Annotated in this window: 12 protein-coding genes; 1 reads left to right on the forward strand and 11 read right to left on the reverse strand. The window is 63.3% G+C overall.

Annotated features, from left to right (window positions below):
• Positions 1-10 precede the first annotated feature (10 nt).
• From ACIOVF_RS11910 to pmbA, 3 genes are all read right to left on the reverse strand, one after another.
• Positions 11-1,387 (reverse strand): lyase family protein, encoded by a 1,377-nt coding sequence (locus ACIOVF_RS11910; RefSeq protein ID WP_045196328.1) that lies wholly within the window; start codon positions 1,385-1,387, stop codon positions 11-13.
• A complete protein-coding gene (locus tag ACIOVF_RS11915) occupies positions 1,380-1,781 on the reverse strand; it encodes a FagA protein (RefSeq protein ID WP_082075425.1) in 402 nt (133 codons plus the stop codon). Before ACIOVF_RS11915 ends, ACIOVF_RS11910 begins: the two co-directional genes overlap by 8 nt.
• Positions 1,782-1,899: 118 nt before the next feature.
• Positions 1,900-3,246 (reverse strand): metalloprotease PmbA, encoded by a 1,347-nt coding sequence (pmbA, locus tag ACIOVF_RS11920; protein ID WP_195885732.1) that lies wholly within the window; start codon positions 3,244-3,246, stop codon positions 1,900-1,902.
• A gap of 108 nt (positions 3,247-3,354) precedes the next feature.
• Here pmbA and yjgA point away from each other — a divergent pair, with 108 nt between their 5' ends.
• Positions 3,355-3,876 (forward strand): ribosome biogenesis factor YjgA, encoded by a 522-nt coding sequence (gene yjgA / locus ACIOVF_RS11925; protein WP_045196322.1) that lies wholly within the window; start codon positions 3,355-3,357, stop codon positions 3,874-3,876.
• A gap of 42 nt (positions 3,877-3,918) precedes the next feature.
• Here yjgA and tldD read toward each other — a convergent pair whose 3' ends face one another.
• From tldD to mreB, 8 genes are all read right to left on the reverse strand, one after another.
• The gene (gene tldD, locus ACIOVF_RS11930) at positions 3,919-5,358 is read right to left on the reverse strand and encodes a metalloprotease TldD (RefSeq protein WP_093388168.1); all 1,440 of its coding nucleotides are present in this window, start codon (positions 5,356-5,358) and stop codon (positions 3,919-3,921) included.
• Between the two features lie 2 nt (positions 5,359-5,360).
• Positions 5,361-6,212 (reverse strand): carbon-nitrogen hydrolase family protein, encoded by an 852-nt coding sequence (locus tag ACIOVF_RS11935; RefSeq protein WP_401289611.1) that lies wholly within the window; start codon positions 6,210-6,212, stop codon positions 5,361-5,363.
• Between the two features lie 8 nt (positions 6,213-6,220).
• Positions 6,221-10,036, reverse strand: a complete 3,816-nt coding sequence (locus ACIOVF_RS11940; RefSeq protein ID WP_401289614.1) for a YhdP family protein — start codon at positions 10,034-10,036, stop codon at positions 6,221-6,223.
• Between the two features lie 88 nt (positions 10,037-10,124).
• Positions 10,125-11,582, reverse strand: coding sequence for a ribonuclease G (gene rng, locus ACIOVF_RS11945; RefSeq protein ID WP_045196314.1), 1,458 nt, complete (start codon positions 11,580-11,582; stop codon positions 10,125-10,127).
• An 80-nt stretch (positions 11,583-11,662) separates the two neighbouring features.
• Positions 11,663-12,265 (reverse strand): nucleoside triphosphate pyrophosphatase, encoded by a 603-nt coding sequence (locus ACIOVF_RS11950; protein ID WP_045196312.1) that lies wholly within the window; start codon positions 12,263-12,265, stop codon positions 11,663-11,665.
• A gap of 35 nt (positions 12,266-12,300) precedes the next feature.
• Positions 12,301-12,789: a rod shape-determining protein MreD gene (gene mreD, locus ACIOVF_RS11955; RefSeq protein WP_045196310.1), complete on the reverse strand. Its 489-nt coding sequence runs from the start codon at positions 12,787-12,789 to the stop codon at positions 12,301-12,303.
• Complete coding sequence (gene mreC, locus ACIOVF_RS11960) at positions 12,789-13,856, reverse strand: rod shape-determining protein MreC (protein WP_093388156.1); 1,068 nt, start codon at positions 13,854-13,856, stop codon at positions 12,789-12,791. Before mreC ends, mreD begins: the two co-directional genes overlap by 1 nt.
• Before the next feature lie 167 nt (positions 13,857-14,023).
• Positions 14,024-15,061: a rod shape-determining protein MreB gene (mreB, locus tag ACIOVF_RS11965; RefSeq protein WP_008371426.1), complete on the reverse strand. Its 1,038-nt coding sequence runs from the start codon at positions 15,059-15,061 to the stop codon at positions 14,024-14,026.
• Positions 15,062-15,235 lie beyond the last annotated feature (174 nt).

Genomic DNA, 15,235 nt, shown 5'->3' on the forward strand with positions numbered 1-15,235 from the left:
GTGGGCCGGCTCAGATCCCGCCGGCGGTGAGCTTTTCCGGATCGAGCAGCGCTTCAAGCTGGCTGCGCGGCAGGTCGGTGTTTTCGAGGGCTACGTCGATAATCGGGCGGCCTTGCTTGTAAGCGGTCTTGGCGATTTCGGCAGCCTTCTGGTAGCCGATGATCGGGTTCAGGGCAGTGACCAGAATCGGGTTGCGCGCCAGGGCTTCCTTGAGCTTGGGTTCATTGACCGTGAAGCTGGCAATCGCCTTGTCGGCCAGCAAGCGGCTGGCATTGGCCATCAGCTCGATGCTGCTGAGCAGGTTCTGGGCAATAATCGGCAGCATCACGTTGAGTTCGAAGTTGCCCGACTGCCCGGCCACGGCGATGGTCGCGTCGTTGCCGATCACCTGCGCGGCGACCATGGCAGTCGCTTCCGGGATTACCGGGTTGACCTTGCCTGGCATGATCGAAGAGCCCGGCTGCAAGCCTTCGAGCTCGATTTCGCCCAGGCCGGCCAGCGGCCCGGAGTTCATCCAGCGCAGGTCGTTGGCGATTTTCATCAGTGCCACAGCGGTGGTCTTGAGCTGGCCGGATACCGCCACTGCGGTGTCTTGCGAACCAATCAAGGCGAACAGGTTGTGCCCCGGAACAAATTCGACGCCGGTAAGCGCTGTCAGTTGCTGGCTGAAGCGCGCAGCGAACTCAGGATGGGCATTGATGCCAGTGCCCACGGCGGTGCCGCCCTGGGCCAGGGCTTGCAGGCTTGGCAAGGTGGCTTGCAGATGAGCAATGGCCGCCTTGACTTGCGCCGACCATCCACCCAGCACCTGGCTCATGCGCACCGGCATGGCATCCATCAGGTGGGTGCGGCCGGTCTTGATGAACGGATGCACCTGCTCGGCCTTGGCGTCGATCACCTTGACCAGATGCTGCAGCGCCGGCAGCAACTGCTCGTGCAGGGCCAGCGCGGCACTGACATGAATGGTGGTGGGGATGATGTCGTTGCTGCTTTGCCCGCAGTTGACGTGATCGTTGGGGTTGACCGTATCGCCCAGCACGCGGCTGGCCAGGGTCGCGATCACCTCGTTGGCGTTCATGTTCGAACTGGTACCGGAGCCGGTCTGGAAGATATCCACCGGGAAATGCTGCATGAAGTCAGCGGCCAGCAACTGCTCCACGGCTTTGACGATCGCCTCGCCGCGGGCCTGCTCCAGTTGCTTGAGCTCGATGTTGGCCTTGGCCGCAGCAGCCTTGGCCAGCAGCAGTGCGCGGATGAACTGGGTCGGCATGCGTTGCTGGCTGATCGGGAAGTTGTTTACCGCGCGCTGGGTCTGGGCGCCATACAGGGCCTCGGCTGGCACCAGCAGTTCACCCATGCTGTCGCGCTCGATACGGGTATTACTCATCATCAAGTCCTTGCATCAGTTCATCGTAGGAAATCGAAGGCAGCAGTACGCAGTTCGCCAGTTGCAGGGCGAAGGGCTGCCAGCGCTGGTTGTTTTCGCGCCGATCGAGGTTGCGCAGCTCCAGCAGCGGCCGCCAGGCCTGGTCCAGGCACAGGCAGCGCCAATGCCAGGGCAGCGCGCGATCGCAGGCGGTGTCCAGCAGCAGGCGGAATGAAGTCAAGGCGATGGTCCAGGCGCTGGTATCGGTGCAACACACCAGGTAACGGCCTTCGGTGAGGTAGTGCTCGATCAGGCGCGGCTCGTCCGGATCGAGTGCACAGCGAATGCGCCGGCTCAGCCAGCGCCAGTTTTCCAGGTAGGGCAATTCGTGGAGGACTGGTTTCATGAACATCATCGCCTAGATAATGATATTCATTATTAAGTGATAATCAGAATCAGTTCAACAAAATGAAAAAAGAAAAACAAAAAGCCCGACACATGGCCGGGCTTCGAAGGGGGAGCAACACCGGGCGTTAACTGCCCGCGACGGTCATCCGCTCGATCAGCACCGAGCCTGTGTGAATATTGCTGCGGGTTTCCAGATCATTACCAATCGCGACAATTTGCTCGAACATATCCTTCATATTACCGGCGATCGTCACTTCCTGAACGGCGAACTGAATCTCGCCGTTTTCTACCCAGTAGCCTGCAGCACCGCGCGAGTAGTCGCCGGTGACCATGTTCAGACCATGGCCCATCAGCTCGGTAACCAGCAGCCCACGACCCATGCGCCGCAGCAGGGCAGCCTGGTCTTCGACCCCATGGGTGACGAACAGGTTGTGCACGCCGCCGGCGTTGGCAGTGCTCGGCAAGCCCAGCTTGCGCCCGGAATAGGTACCCAGCACGTAGGACACCAGTTGGCCGTTTTCAACGAATGGCTTGGCATAGGTGGCCAAACCGTCACCATCGAACGCGGCGCTGCCCAGGGCACGCTGCAGGTGCGGGCGCTCGTCCAGGGTCAGCCAGGTCGGGAACAGCCGTTGGCCCATGGCACCATCGAGGAACGAAGACTTGCGGTACAGGTTGCCGCCGGAAATCGCCGAAAGGAAGCTGCCGAACAGCCCCCCTGCCAGCTCGGCCGAGAACAGTACCGGCACTTCACAGGTGGGTACCGGACGCGCGCCCAGGCGGCTGGCTGCCCGTTGCGCAGCGCGGATACCGATGCTGCGCGGGTCGGCGAGCAATTCGCCCTGGCGATTGACGTCATACCAGTAGTCGCGCTGCATCTGCCCGTCGGCTTCGGCAATCATCACGCAGCTCAGGCTGTGCCGGGTCGAAGCGTAGCCGCCGATAAAGCCATGGCTGTTGCCATACACGCGACAGCCCTGGTGGGTGTTGAGGGTGGTGCCGTCGGCGTTCTTGATCCGCGCATCGGCATCGAAAGCTGCGGCTTCGCACTCCAAGGCCTTTTCGATGGCCTGCTCAGGGGTGATGTCCCAGGCATGATAGAGGTCGAAATCCGCCTGCTCGCGGGCCATCAGCGCCGGATCGGCAAGCCCGGCGCACTCGTCTTCGGAAGTGTGCTTGGCAATTGCCAGGGCGGCGGCGACGGTTTCCCGGATCGCCTCGCTGCCGCTGGCCGAGGTGCTCGCCGAGCCTTTGCGCTGGCCCACGTACAAGGTGATGCCAAAACCCTGGTCACGGTTGAATTCGACGGTCTCGACTTCACGCTGGCGCACCGAAGTCGACAACCCCTGCTCCAGCGATACCGCCACTTCGCAGGCGCTGGCACCCTGGCGCCGGGCTTCGGCAATGATCTGTTCGACCTGTTCCTGCAACGCCGGCAGGGCCTGCGGACCTACGCTCTGGACTGCACTCATGGTTTTCTCCACTCAAATTCTGCGTTCGGCGCGGGTCAATCTACGACCGGACCGGACAAGCGGCCCCCGACTGGTTATCATGGCGGCGATTCTCAGCGGACTGCCCCCATGGTTGATTCTTACGACACCGCCTTTGACGGCGAAAAAAGCAAAACCCAGGTCAAGCGCGAAATGCAGGCGCTGGTCGAGATGGGCGAGCGCCTTACCTTGCTCAAGCCCGATACCCTGGCCAAACTGCCGTTGACCGACGAGTTGCGCGCGGCCCTGGAAGAGCACAAGCGGCACACCGCGAACGAGGCCAAACGGCGTCACAAGTCGTTCATCGGCAAGCTGATGCGCGACCAGGACATCGACGCGATCAATGCCCTGCTTGACCAGCTCGACGCCTCCTCGCGCCAATACAACGAGCGCTTCCACAACCTTGAACGCTGGCGTGACCGGCTGATCGATGGTACCGACGAGGTCCTGGAGAAGTTCGTCCAGGAATACCCCGATGCCGATCGCCAGCAACTGCGCTCGCTGATCCGCCAGGCCCAGCACGAGCTGGCGCGCAACAAGCCGCCAAGCGCGAGCCGCAAAATCTTCAAGTACATCCGCGAACTCGACGAGGTCCAACGCGGCCTGCGTTGAACCCCGCACACGGGCAGGCGCCCTGCCTGCCCGGTTTCATCTTCATGCGCCGGTGCCACCGACGGTGATCGCATCGATCTTCAGGGTCGGCTGGCCAACGCCCACCGGCACCGACTGACCATCCTTGCCGCATGTACCGACACCGCTGTCCAGCGACAGGTCGTTGCCGACCATCGATACCCGGCTCATGGCTTCCGGCCCGTTGCCGATCAGGGTTGCGCCTTTGACCGGCGCGGTAATCTTGCCGTCTTCGATCAGGTACGCCTCACTGGTGGAGAACACGAACTTGCCGCTGGTGATGTCCACCTGGCCACCACCGAGGTTGGCGCAGTAAATACCCCTTTTCACCGAGGCAATGATTTCAGCCGGGTCGCTTTCACCGGCACGCATGTAGGTGTTGGTCATGCGCGGCATCGGCAGGTGCGCGTAGGATTCGCGTCGGCCGTTGCCGGTGCGGGCCATGCCCATCAGGCGGGCGTTGAGCTTGTCCTGCATGTAGCCCTTGAGGATGCCGTTCTCGATCAGCGTGGTGCACTCGGTCGGGGTACCTTCGTCATCGACGCTCAGTGATCCGCGACGACCTTCCAGGGTGCCGTCATCGACAATGGTGCACAGGCTCGAAGCCACCTTCTCGCCCATGTGGCCGCTGTAGGCCGAACTGCCCTTGCGGTTGAAATCACCCTCCAGGCCATGGCCGACCGCTTCGTGCAGCAATACGCCCGACCAGCCGGAGCCGAGCACCACCGGCAGGGTACCGGCCGGCGCCGGGATGGCTTCGAGGTTGACCAGCGCCTGGCGCAGGGCCTCACGGGCATAGCCCATGACCCGTTCGTCGGTGAAATAGCGGTAGTCGGTACGCCCGCCGCCACCGTGACCGCCGCGCTCGCGACGGCCGTTCTGCTCGACGATGACACTGACGTTGAAACGCACCAGCGGGCGAATGTCGGCGGCCAGGCTGCCATCGGCGGCGGCGACCAGGATGCGCTCCCAGACCCCGGCCATGCTCACGGTGACTTGCTGGATACGCGGATCGAGCTTGCGCGTGGCGGCGTCGACACGCTTGAGCAGCTCGACCTTGTCGGCGCGGCTGATGACCTCAAGCGGATTGTCGGTGCCATACAGCTGGGTAACGTCCTGGCTGTTGAACGCCTGCACGCTGCCGTTCTGCCCGGCACGGGAAATCGAGCGCGCCGCACGGGCCGCCGAAGTCAGGGCTTCGAGGTTAATGGCGTTGCTGTAGGCAAAACCGGTCTTCTCGCCGGACTGGGCACGTACGCCCACGCCCTGGTCGAGGTTGAAACTGCCTTCTTTGACGATACCGTCTTCCAGCGCCCAGGATTCGGAAATCTGCCCCTGGAAGTACAGGTCGGCGGCATCGATGCCTGGCCCGGCCAGCTCGCCCAGCACTGACTGCAGGCTGTCGAGGGTCAGGCCGCCCGGCGCCAGCAGGTGTTCGCTGACAGTGGATAACATCTCGCTCATAGTCACTCCGAGGTGTGCGCAGGCCGCAAGGCGTCCTGCGAGAAAAAGCGCCGGTGCAAGGTCACCGGCATCCGCGCCCGGATGGACGCCTGTTCGCTGCTGTCACGTTCGCCCAGCAGCACGGCTTCGCCGCTGGCCTGTTCGGCGACGATGCGCCCCCAGGGGTCGACGATCGCCGCATGGCCATAGGTTTCCCGGGGCCCCGGGTGAGTTCCGCCCTGGGCCGCGGCCAGGACATAACATTGGGTTTCAATCGCCCGCGCGCGAATCAACACTTCCCAGTGCGCGGCACCGGTCACGGCGGTGAAGGCCGACGGCGCACTGATTAGCTCAGCCCCGGCTTCGCGCAGCGCGCTGTACAGCTCGGGGAAGCGCAGGTCATAGCAGACGCTCAGGCCCAGGCGCCCGACCGGGGTATCGGCGACCACTACCTGGCCGCCATGGGCGTAGTCATCGGATTCGCGATAGCGGCCACGGTTATCGGCGACATCGACATCGAACAGGTGCAGCTTGTCGTAGCGCGCCACCTGCTCACCGTGCTCATCGATCAGCAACGAGCAGGCATGGGCCTTAGCTTCGGCCTGGCCGACCGCCGGCAGCGGCAAGGTCCCGGCCACTATCCATAACTTGAGGTCGCGGGCGGTCTGTTTCAACCAGGGCAGGATCGGGCCTTCGCCCAGGGCTTCGGCGCGGCCGATTGCGGCGCTGTCGCGCCGGCCCATGGCAGCGAAGTTCTCCGGCAGCACGGCAAGCCGTGCACCGCCTGCGGCTGCCTGCTCAAGCAGTTGCCGGGCGCGCACCAGGTTGGCCAGAACGTCGCTCTGGCTGACCATCTGGATAACCGCTGACTTCATCCCGGCTCCTAGCGTGATTTTTCGAAAGGTTTGATAAAGCTTATCTTAGGCTCTTTCCACGGACCCTCGACGCGATAATGCACGCTGGCGTAGCGCGCCACCCGGTCACCGAGCAGGCGATCAACCAGGAACAGCGCCCCGCCGATGGCCGGCGCACCGACGATCAGCGCGGCAATCGGCAGGTTGTTGGTCACCGGCAGGGTCACCAGCAGGTTGGCGTCGACCCGGTCACGGACCATGTCCAGGGTGCCGTCCAGCTCAAGGTTGCTGGAGGGGCCGGTGACGGTGATCGGCTCGCGGGTCACATACACCCCTTCACTGGCCACCAGCAGGCCTTTGACCCGGTCGTAGCTCAGGCCCTTGTCGAGCAAGTCGGAGAAGTCCAGACGCAGGCGCCGGCCAATCGAGTTGAAGTTGAGCAGGCCGAACACGCGCAGGGCCTGGGCGCCACCTTCGACTTCGACGAACTGGCCTTTGCGCAAGGCGGCGTCGAGGCTGCCGGAGAAGCGCTTGAGGCCGACCCAGGCTGGCGAGCCGGGCCAGCGGCCGTCGACATCCAGGCGAAAGTCCCGGCTGGTGACGGTCGGCGCAAAGTTGAAAGCCTTGAGGATGTCCGCCAGGTTCTTGCCTTCCAGACGGCCCTTGTACCAACTGCTGCTCGCCCCTGGCGCCCCTTCCCAACCGCCATTACCGTCGATCTGCAGGCCTTTGACACTGACATCGAGGTCATTGAGGGCGATGCCCTTGGCAGTCGGACGAACTTTGACCGCCCAGCTGCCGAGCAGGTCATCGCCACGGAACAGCTTGTCGATGGAAAGATCAACGGCCGGAATCTTGCGCGGATCAATACTCGCCATCGGGTCCGGGCCGTCATCGGAAGACGCTTCGGCGGGGTCCGCGGCCGGCAGGTGAATGGTCTGCAGGTTGATCACCATTGGCGCGCCCTTGGCATCCGGGATCCGCGCGTTGCCGATGACTTCCTTGCTGTCCAGGCGCACGACCCAGAGGTTGCCACCGCGATCGACACGCACCACCGCCTGCGCCAGGTTCAGGCCAAAGCCCTTGAGCTGGCCAATACTCAGGTCGACGCCACGCAGCGTCTGCTTGGCACTGCCACCCGGGTCGTTGCCGGCAAAGCGCTCGAACTGCTTCTGCCAGGGCTCCAGGTCCAGCTCGGCCAGGCGACCGCGCACACGCAGGCCCTGGCCAGGCGGCAACTGTGCGGTACCGGCGCCGAACAGCAGTTCACCGCGGCCCTGGTCGAGCTTGTCCATGGGCGCGGCGTAGATGGCCTTGGCAACGTCGGCATAAGTGACATTAAAGCGCCGCTCCGGCCCCTGCAGCCCCATGCTGAACTGGCTGTTGCGGGTCTCGTTGGCGGCCTTGCCGAACGGCGCGGGCAAATCCACCGCCAGGCCCTTGAGGCTGGAATCGACAGTCAAGGTGTTGTCGCGGCTGCCCAGGCTGACCTGCAACTGGTAAGGCAGCTCCCCGGAAAGCGGCAGGGCCTGTTTGACCTGCAGCCAGTCGGTCAGTGACTTGAGCGGCATCTGCCCTTTGGCGTTGATGCGGGTCTGCATCTGCCCGGGCTTGCCTTCGGCAAAGATCTGCGCGGTGATCGGCTTGTCGAAAGCCCGCGCACTGATGTTCTCGCCGCTCAAGCCTTTGTCGAAGTCAAAGCGCAAGTCACCCTTGAGCTGATGGAGTTCCAGGGCAGGTGAAGCGATCTTCAGCCGTGCATCGCGAACATTGAAGTCAACGACCACCTTGGGTTGCTGGCCTTTGGCCAGGGGAATATCCAGCTTGAGCTTGCCCTTGAGATCGCCCTCGCCCTCCCAGCCGGCAAACATCGGCCCGGTGCCGATAGGCGCGTCCTGGAGGATCTTCAGGCCGTCGCCAAGCCCGCCGTCAAATTCGCCGTCCAGGTACAGGTGATTGTGTTCACCGGCGGCAACATGGGGAATGTTGACCTCGACGTTGCGTACCTGAGTATTGAGTAACTGTCCGCTTTGCGCCTTGATGCGCACACCATCGTCGTCGATAAACACGTCACCGGCGACTTTCTGCACCTGAGGCCAGCCGGGCTGAAAATCCAGGGCGGCATCATGGACTTTGAAGAACAGGCTGATACTGCGGGCCTGCTCCGAGGCGCCGTGGTTGAGCGAGCCCTGGTACTGGAAGTAACCCTCATCGACCGCGCCCTTGAGGATCGCCGTGCGCAGCCATTCATCCAGCGCCGGGCTTAGTACTTCGGGCAGGTACTTGGCGGTGTAGCGGCCATCGCCGTCGACCAGGCCGACGCGCAGGTCCATGTAGTCTTCACGGGTTTCATCGAACAGCAGGCGAATGAGGAAGTCGCCGGCAATCTTGCCCTCCTCGCCCAGCACCTTCAGGTACGGCGCGATCAGGGTGAAGCCTTCCTGGTCCAGGCGCCAGGTCAGGCGTGCGTTGGCTTTCTGGTAATGCCAGGGTTTCTCGAAGATCGGGTACAGGTGCAACATGAAGGCATCGGTATCCAGGCGCAGTTCGCCCTGGCCGAGGTCACCGCTGATACTGCCGCTGACATTACCGGCAGCCGGTGCACCGTGATAGGCGTCAAAGCCAACCCGCTCAAGGTTGGCAGCAAAACTCAGGCGCTGGTCGCCGGTAGCTTTAGGCCGCACATCCAGGCGCACGTTACGCAAGGCCCCAGTGACCTTGAGGCCATCGACCACGGCCATGAGTTTTTCCGGCAGCGGCGCCAGGGCGTCGATCAGCGGCGTAACCGGGGTCAGGTCGAGACGGTCGGCCTGGATCGCCCAGGTTTCCTCGCTCGACTCGGTCGCGGCCGTCTGCTTGAGCTGCACATGGGATTCCCAGCGGGTCTTGCCCAGGCTCATGGCCAGCGAGTCGACCAACACCTCCAGGCCCTTGTCGCCGCGCTGGAACCAGGCATTGAGGGCCAGGTTGTCAATCTGCACGGGCTTGCGTTCGGCATGATTGCCGCGCAGCTCTGGCGCATTCAGGCGCACCACCGCGCTTTGCAACTGGCCCTTGCCCCAGTTCAGCCACAGCTCGCCACCGGCGCGCAGCTCAGTGGCCTGCCACTGGCCCAGCAGGCGTGGCGGCAGCCAGCGCGCCCAGTCGCTTTGCGGCAGGCTCAGGTAGGCATCGATTTCACCGTCGCGCCACTGGCTGGGGCGAATGCGGCTGCGCAGGCTCAACGCCAGTGGCTGGCCATCGGGCAGGGTCACGCGCGCGTCCAGGCGCTGGCGCACACTGCCGGTCTGCAGGCCGAGGCTGACGTAAGTGAGGGTCATGGGTTCGCGCTGGAACGGCTCCAGGGTCACCTGGCTGTCGACCACGGTGACTTTCGACACCACCTGGATCTGCTTGAGCAGTTGCTCGGGGTCGAGTGGCTTATCGTCTTTTTTCGGCAGGCCTTCCAGGGCCCAGGCGCCGTTCTGGTCCTCGCGCAGGCTCAGTTGCAGGCCGCCAACTTCGAGGTTGGCCAGGCGCACCTGGCGCTCGACCAGGCTGGCCCACAGGTCCGGCACCAGCCTGACGCCGTCCAGGCGCAGGGCACTGGGCCCTTCGCCGACCTGGATATCGCGTACCCTCACGATCGGCGCCAGGCCGCTCCAGTGCCCTTCCAGGGCACCGATATGCACCGGCAGGCCCAAGGCTTGCTCGGCCTTGTCCTCGACCTCGGCACGGTACTCGGCCACCAGCGGGATGAACTGCCGGCCGAGACTGACATAAAGCGCCACCAACACCGCCAGCAAGGCACTGATGCCCAACCCCCAGCGGGTCAAGGCGCCGAGAACGCGCATCAGTCGTTCCATGCCTGTGGCCCTCCAGATCGTGCCTTAACTATGGCCGCAACCCGGCGGTTTGCCAGCCGGCGCACTGCGCAATGTTGTTCAGACCGAGTCAGAGGAGCACCACATCATATTGTTCCTGGGAATACATGGACTCGACCTGGAAGCGAATGGTTCGACCAATGAAGGCTTCAAGTTCGGCAACGTTACCCGATTCTTCATCCAGCAGGCGGTCGACCACTTTCTGGTTGGCCAGCACCCGGTAGCCTTCAGCCTGGTAGGCGCGGGCTTCGCGGAGGATCTCGCGGAAAATTTCGTAACAGACGGTCTCGGGGGTTTTCAGCTTGCCCCGGCCCTGGCAGCAATAGCAGGGCTCACAGAGTACCTGCTCGAGGCTTTCGCGGGTGCGCTTGCGGGTCATCTGCACCAGGCCCAGCTCGGTGATGCCGATGATGTTGGTCTTGGCGTGGTCGCGCTCCAGCTGTTTTTCCAGGGTCCGCAGTACCTGGCGCTGGTGCTCTTCATCTTCCATGTCGATGAAGTCAATGATGATGATCCCGCCGATATTGCGCAGGCGCAGTTGCCGGGCAATGGCGGTGGCCGCCTCGAGGTTGGTTTTGAAGATGGTCTCTTCAAGGTTGCGGTGGCCGACAAAAGCCCCGGTATTGACGTCGATGGTGGTCATCGCCTCGGCCGGGTCGACTACCAGGTAACCGCCGGATTTGAGCGGCACCTTGCGGTCCAGGGCGCGCTGGATCTCGTCTTCGACGCCGTAGAGGTCGAAGATCGGTCGCTCGCCCGGGTAGTGTTCCAGACGATCGGCGATTTCCGGCATCAATTCGGCGACAAACTGCGTGGTTTTCTGAAATGTTTCCCGCGAATCGATGCGGATCTTCTCGATTTTCGGGTTAACCAGATCGCGCAGAGTGCGCAGGGCCAGGCCGAGGTCTTCGTAGATTTCGGTCGGCGCGCCGACGGTCTTGATCTGCGCGCCGATCTGCTCCCAGAGCCTGCGCAGGTAGCGGATGTCCATGAGGATTTCATCGGCCCCGGCGCCTTCAGCGGCGGTACGCAGGATGAAACCACCGGCGTCCTGGATATTTTCCTGGGCGATGCAGTCAGTCACCACCTGCTTGAGGCGCTCGCGCTCGGCTTCGTCTTCGATCTTCAGCGAAATACCGACATGGCTGGTGCGCGGCATGTACACCAGGTAGCGCGACGGGATCGACAGCTGGGTGGTCAGGCGCGCGCCCTTGGAGCCGATCGGGTCCTTGGTCACCTGCACCACCAGGCTCTGGCCTTCGTGCACCAGGGCGCTGATGCTCTCGACCGACGAGCCTTCGCGCAGGGAGATTTCCGAGGCGTGGATGAACGCCGCACGGTCCAGGCCGATGTCGACGAAGGCCGCCTGCATGCCCGGCAGTACCCGCACCACCTTGCCTTTGTAGATGTTGCCGACGATGCCACGGCGCTGGGTGCGCTCGACATGCACCTCCTGCAGTACACCGTTCTCCACCACCGCCACGCGTGATTCCATCGGTGTGATGTTGATCAGAATCTCTTCACTCATGGCAGGCTCTCGTCAAAGGACTTCAGTAATCATGGATCGCTCGCGGGCGACTGGCTAGGGCAGTTCTGGCTAATCCTCGCTCAACAGGCCGGCAGACGCTGCCAGCAGGGGATGGCGAATTGACCGAGCAGTTCGGCGGTTTCGTTCAAGGGCAGGCCGACCACGGCCGAATAGCTGCCTTCAAGGCGCTGGACGAATACCGCCCCCAGGCCCTGAATGGCGTAGCTTCCGGCCTTGTCGGCAGGTTCGCCGCTGGCCCAGTAGGCCTCGGCTTCCTCGGCACTGATGGGGCGAAACAGCACACGGCTTGTGACATTGACGCTCAGGCAACGCTGATGATCGGCCACGGCCACCGCCGTCATTACCTGGTGCTCGTGCCCGGACAGGGCTGCCAGCATGGCCAGGGCATCTTCGCGGTTTTGCGGTTTACCGAGAATTCGACCTTCGAGCACCACGGCGGTATCGGCGCCCAGCACTGCTACTGGGCCCTCGCTACCTTCGGGTAGTGACGCAAGGCCAGCGCACGCTTTCTCCCGCGCCAGACGCTCGACGTAAGCTGCTGCAGCCTCTGCGGGCAGCGGCGTCTCGTCGATCGCGGCACTGAGCGAAGTAAAGGGAACACCGATCTGGGTCAGCAACTCACGGCGGCGTGGCGAGCCAGAGGCCAGGTACAGCAGGGTCATCTTGACGTCTCCCTGTCAGCGTTGAATGTGAGTGCTCAGTTGATGCTCAGGCGTCGGCGCAGACCACGCAGGCCATAGCTGATCCACGGCCAGAGCAAGGCGCTGATGACCGCCGACCAGATCAGCGCCAGGGTCGGCAAGCGGTTGCCGGTCAGGGCGCTGAGCCACAGCTGGATCAACTGGGCCAGGCCGAAAATCACCAGGATCACCAGGCTCTGCTGCCACATCGGGAACATCCGCAGGCGCTGTTGCAACGACAGCACCAGGAAAGTGATCAGGGTCAGCACCAGGGCGTTCTGCCCCAGCAAGGTGCCATACAGCACATCCTCAGCCAGGCCGAGGACGAATGCAGTGGTCATCCCGACCCGGTGCGGCACGGCCAGGGTCCAGAAGGCCAGCAACAGGGCCAGCCACATCGGCCGGAACACTTCGGCGAACTGCGGCATGGGCGACACGCTGAGCAGCATGCCGATCAGAAAGCTCAGCCAGATGACCCAGCCATTACGGCTGCGGGTGCTTACCATCAGTGTCTCTCCCGGGTAATGACTGGCGCGCCGGGTACCGCAGCAGGGGCTGCGGGGGCTGCCGTGGCGGGCGGATGGGCACTGGTTGCCGGTGCGGCTGGCGTCGTGGCAGCCGGCGCCGGGGTGGCCGCAGCCGGTGCAGCCGGGGCGCTGCCAGGCGCAGGCGCGGCCGCCGAAGCGGGCAGGCCCTGGCGATCAGCCTCTTCCTGGGCAATCGCGGCATCGCTGGCACGTTGCTCGGGCGAGCGGCTATCGGTGAACACCAGCAGCAAGTAGCGGCTGCGGTTGAGCGCAGCAGTCGGAATCGCCCGGACAATGGCAAACGGCTGGCCTGAGTCGTGGATCACTTCCTTGACCGTGGCCACCGGGTAACCGGCCGGGAAGCGCTGGCCGAGGCCGGAGCTGACCAGCAGGTCGCCTTCCTTGATGTCGGCGGTGTCGGCCACATGGCGCAGTTCGAGGCGCTCGGGGTTGCCGGTACCGCTGGCAATTGCCCGCAAGCCGTTGCGGTTGACCTGCACCGGAATGCTGTGAGTGGTGTCGGTCAGCAGCAGTACCCGCGAGGTGTAGGGCATCAGTTCGACCACCTGGCCCATCAGGCCACGCGCGTCGAGCACCGGCTGACCGAGGACCACGCCATCGCGCTCGCCCTTGTTGATCAGGATCCGGTGAGTGAAAGGATTGGGATCGACGCCGATCAGCTCAGCAACTTCGACCTTCTCGTTGACCAGCGCCGAGGAGTTGAGCAACTCGCGCAGGCGCACGTTCTGCTCGGTCAGGGCCGCCAGCTTCTGCAGGCGACCTTGCAGGAGCAAGGCTTCGGTCTTGAGTTTTTCGTTTTCAGCGGCGAGTTCGGTACGGCTGCCAAACTGGCTGGCAACCCCCTGCCACACGCGTTGGGGCAGATCGGTAACCAGGTAGGACGGCATCAGCACCAGGCCCATCTGGCTACGCATTGGCTTGAGCAGGGTGAAGCGCGCGTCGACCACCATCAGGGTGATCGACAGCACAACCAGCACGAGCAGGCGTACGCCCAGCGAAGGGCCCTTGGCGAAAAGCGGTTTAATGGGCCGCTCCTCGTGGACGACGATTCAAGAGGTCATTCATACGGCAACGCACCGGCCTGCTTGCGGATTGACGGAAAACGACGCCCACACGGACGTCAGCCCAGCACATACAGGTAGCACTGTGGGCACTACCTGTAAACCGGGCGGCGTGAACTGCGGGCTCCGGCTTATTCGCTGGAGAGCAGGTCCATGGTGTGTTTGTCCATCATTTCCAGGGCACGGCCACCACCGCGAGCCACGCAGGTCAGCGGGTCTTCGGCGACGATTACCGGCAGGCCGGTTTCCTGTGCCAGCAGCTTGTCGAGGTCGCGCAGCAGGGCGCCACCACCGGTCAGCACCAGGCCACGCTCGGCGATGTCCGAAGCCAGCTCCGGCGGCGACTGCTCCAGGGCGCTCTTGACCGCCTGGACGATGGTCGCCAGGGATTCCTGCAACGCTTCCAGCACTTCGTTGGAGTTCAGGGTGAAGGCACGTGGCACGCCCTCGGCCAGGTTGCGGCCGCGGACATCGACTTCACGAACTTCGCCACCCGGATAGGCGGTACCGATTTCCTGCTTGATGCGCTCGGCGGTGGACTCACCGATCAGGCTGCCGTAGTTGCGGCGCACGTAGGTGACGATGGCTTCGTCGAAACGGTCGCCACCGACCCGTACGGATTCGGCGTAAACCACACCGTTCAAGGAGATCAGCGCGATTTCAGTGGTACCACCACCGATATCGACGACCATCGAACCGCGGGCTTCCTCGACCGGCAGGCCGGCACCGATGGCGGCGGCCATTGGCTCTTCGATCAGGAACACTTCACGGGCGCCGGCGCCCAGCGCCGACTCACGAATGGCCCGGCGCTCGACCTGGGTCGATTTGCACGGCACGCAGATCAGTACCCGCGGGCTTGGCTGCAGGAAGCTGTTTTCGTGAACCTTGTTGATGAAGTACTGCAGCATTTTTTCGCAAACGCTGAAATCGGCGATCACGCCGTCTTTCATCGGACGAATGGCAGCAATGTTGCCAGGCGTACGGCCCAGCATGCGCTTTGCCTCGGTACCGACAGCGACGACACTTTTCTGGTTGCCGTGAGTACGAATGGCCACAACCGATGGCTCATTCAGGACGATACCGCGCTCACGCACGTAAATAAGGGTGTTGGCAGTGCCCAGGTCGATGGAAAGATCGCTGGAAAACATGCCACGCAGTTTCTTGAACATGGGAAAGTGACCCTAGGCAACGCGTGGGTAAAAAAGTGCGGCAAACTCTAACAACGGCGGGGATTTTGGGCAAGGCACCAATATGTTAAATTGGCGGTTTTTCCGAGCAAGCCTGCACATGATCGCGGCCTTATGACCGTAATACTGCCAGCATGTTCCTCATCGCGGAGCAAA

This window comes from Pseudomonas sp. NPDC087612 (assembly GCF_044743505.1).
In the GTDB taxonomy this organism is placed as follows: domain Bacteria; phylum Pseudomonadota; class Gammaproteobacteria; order Pseudomonadales; family Pseudomonadaceae; genus Aquipseudomonas.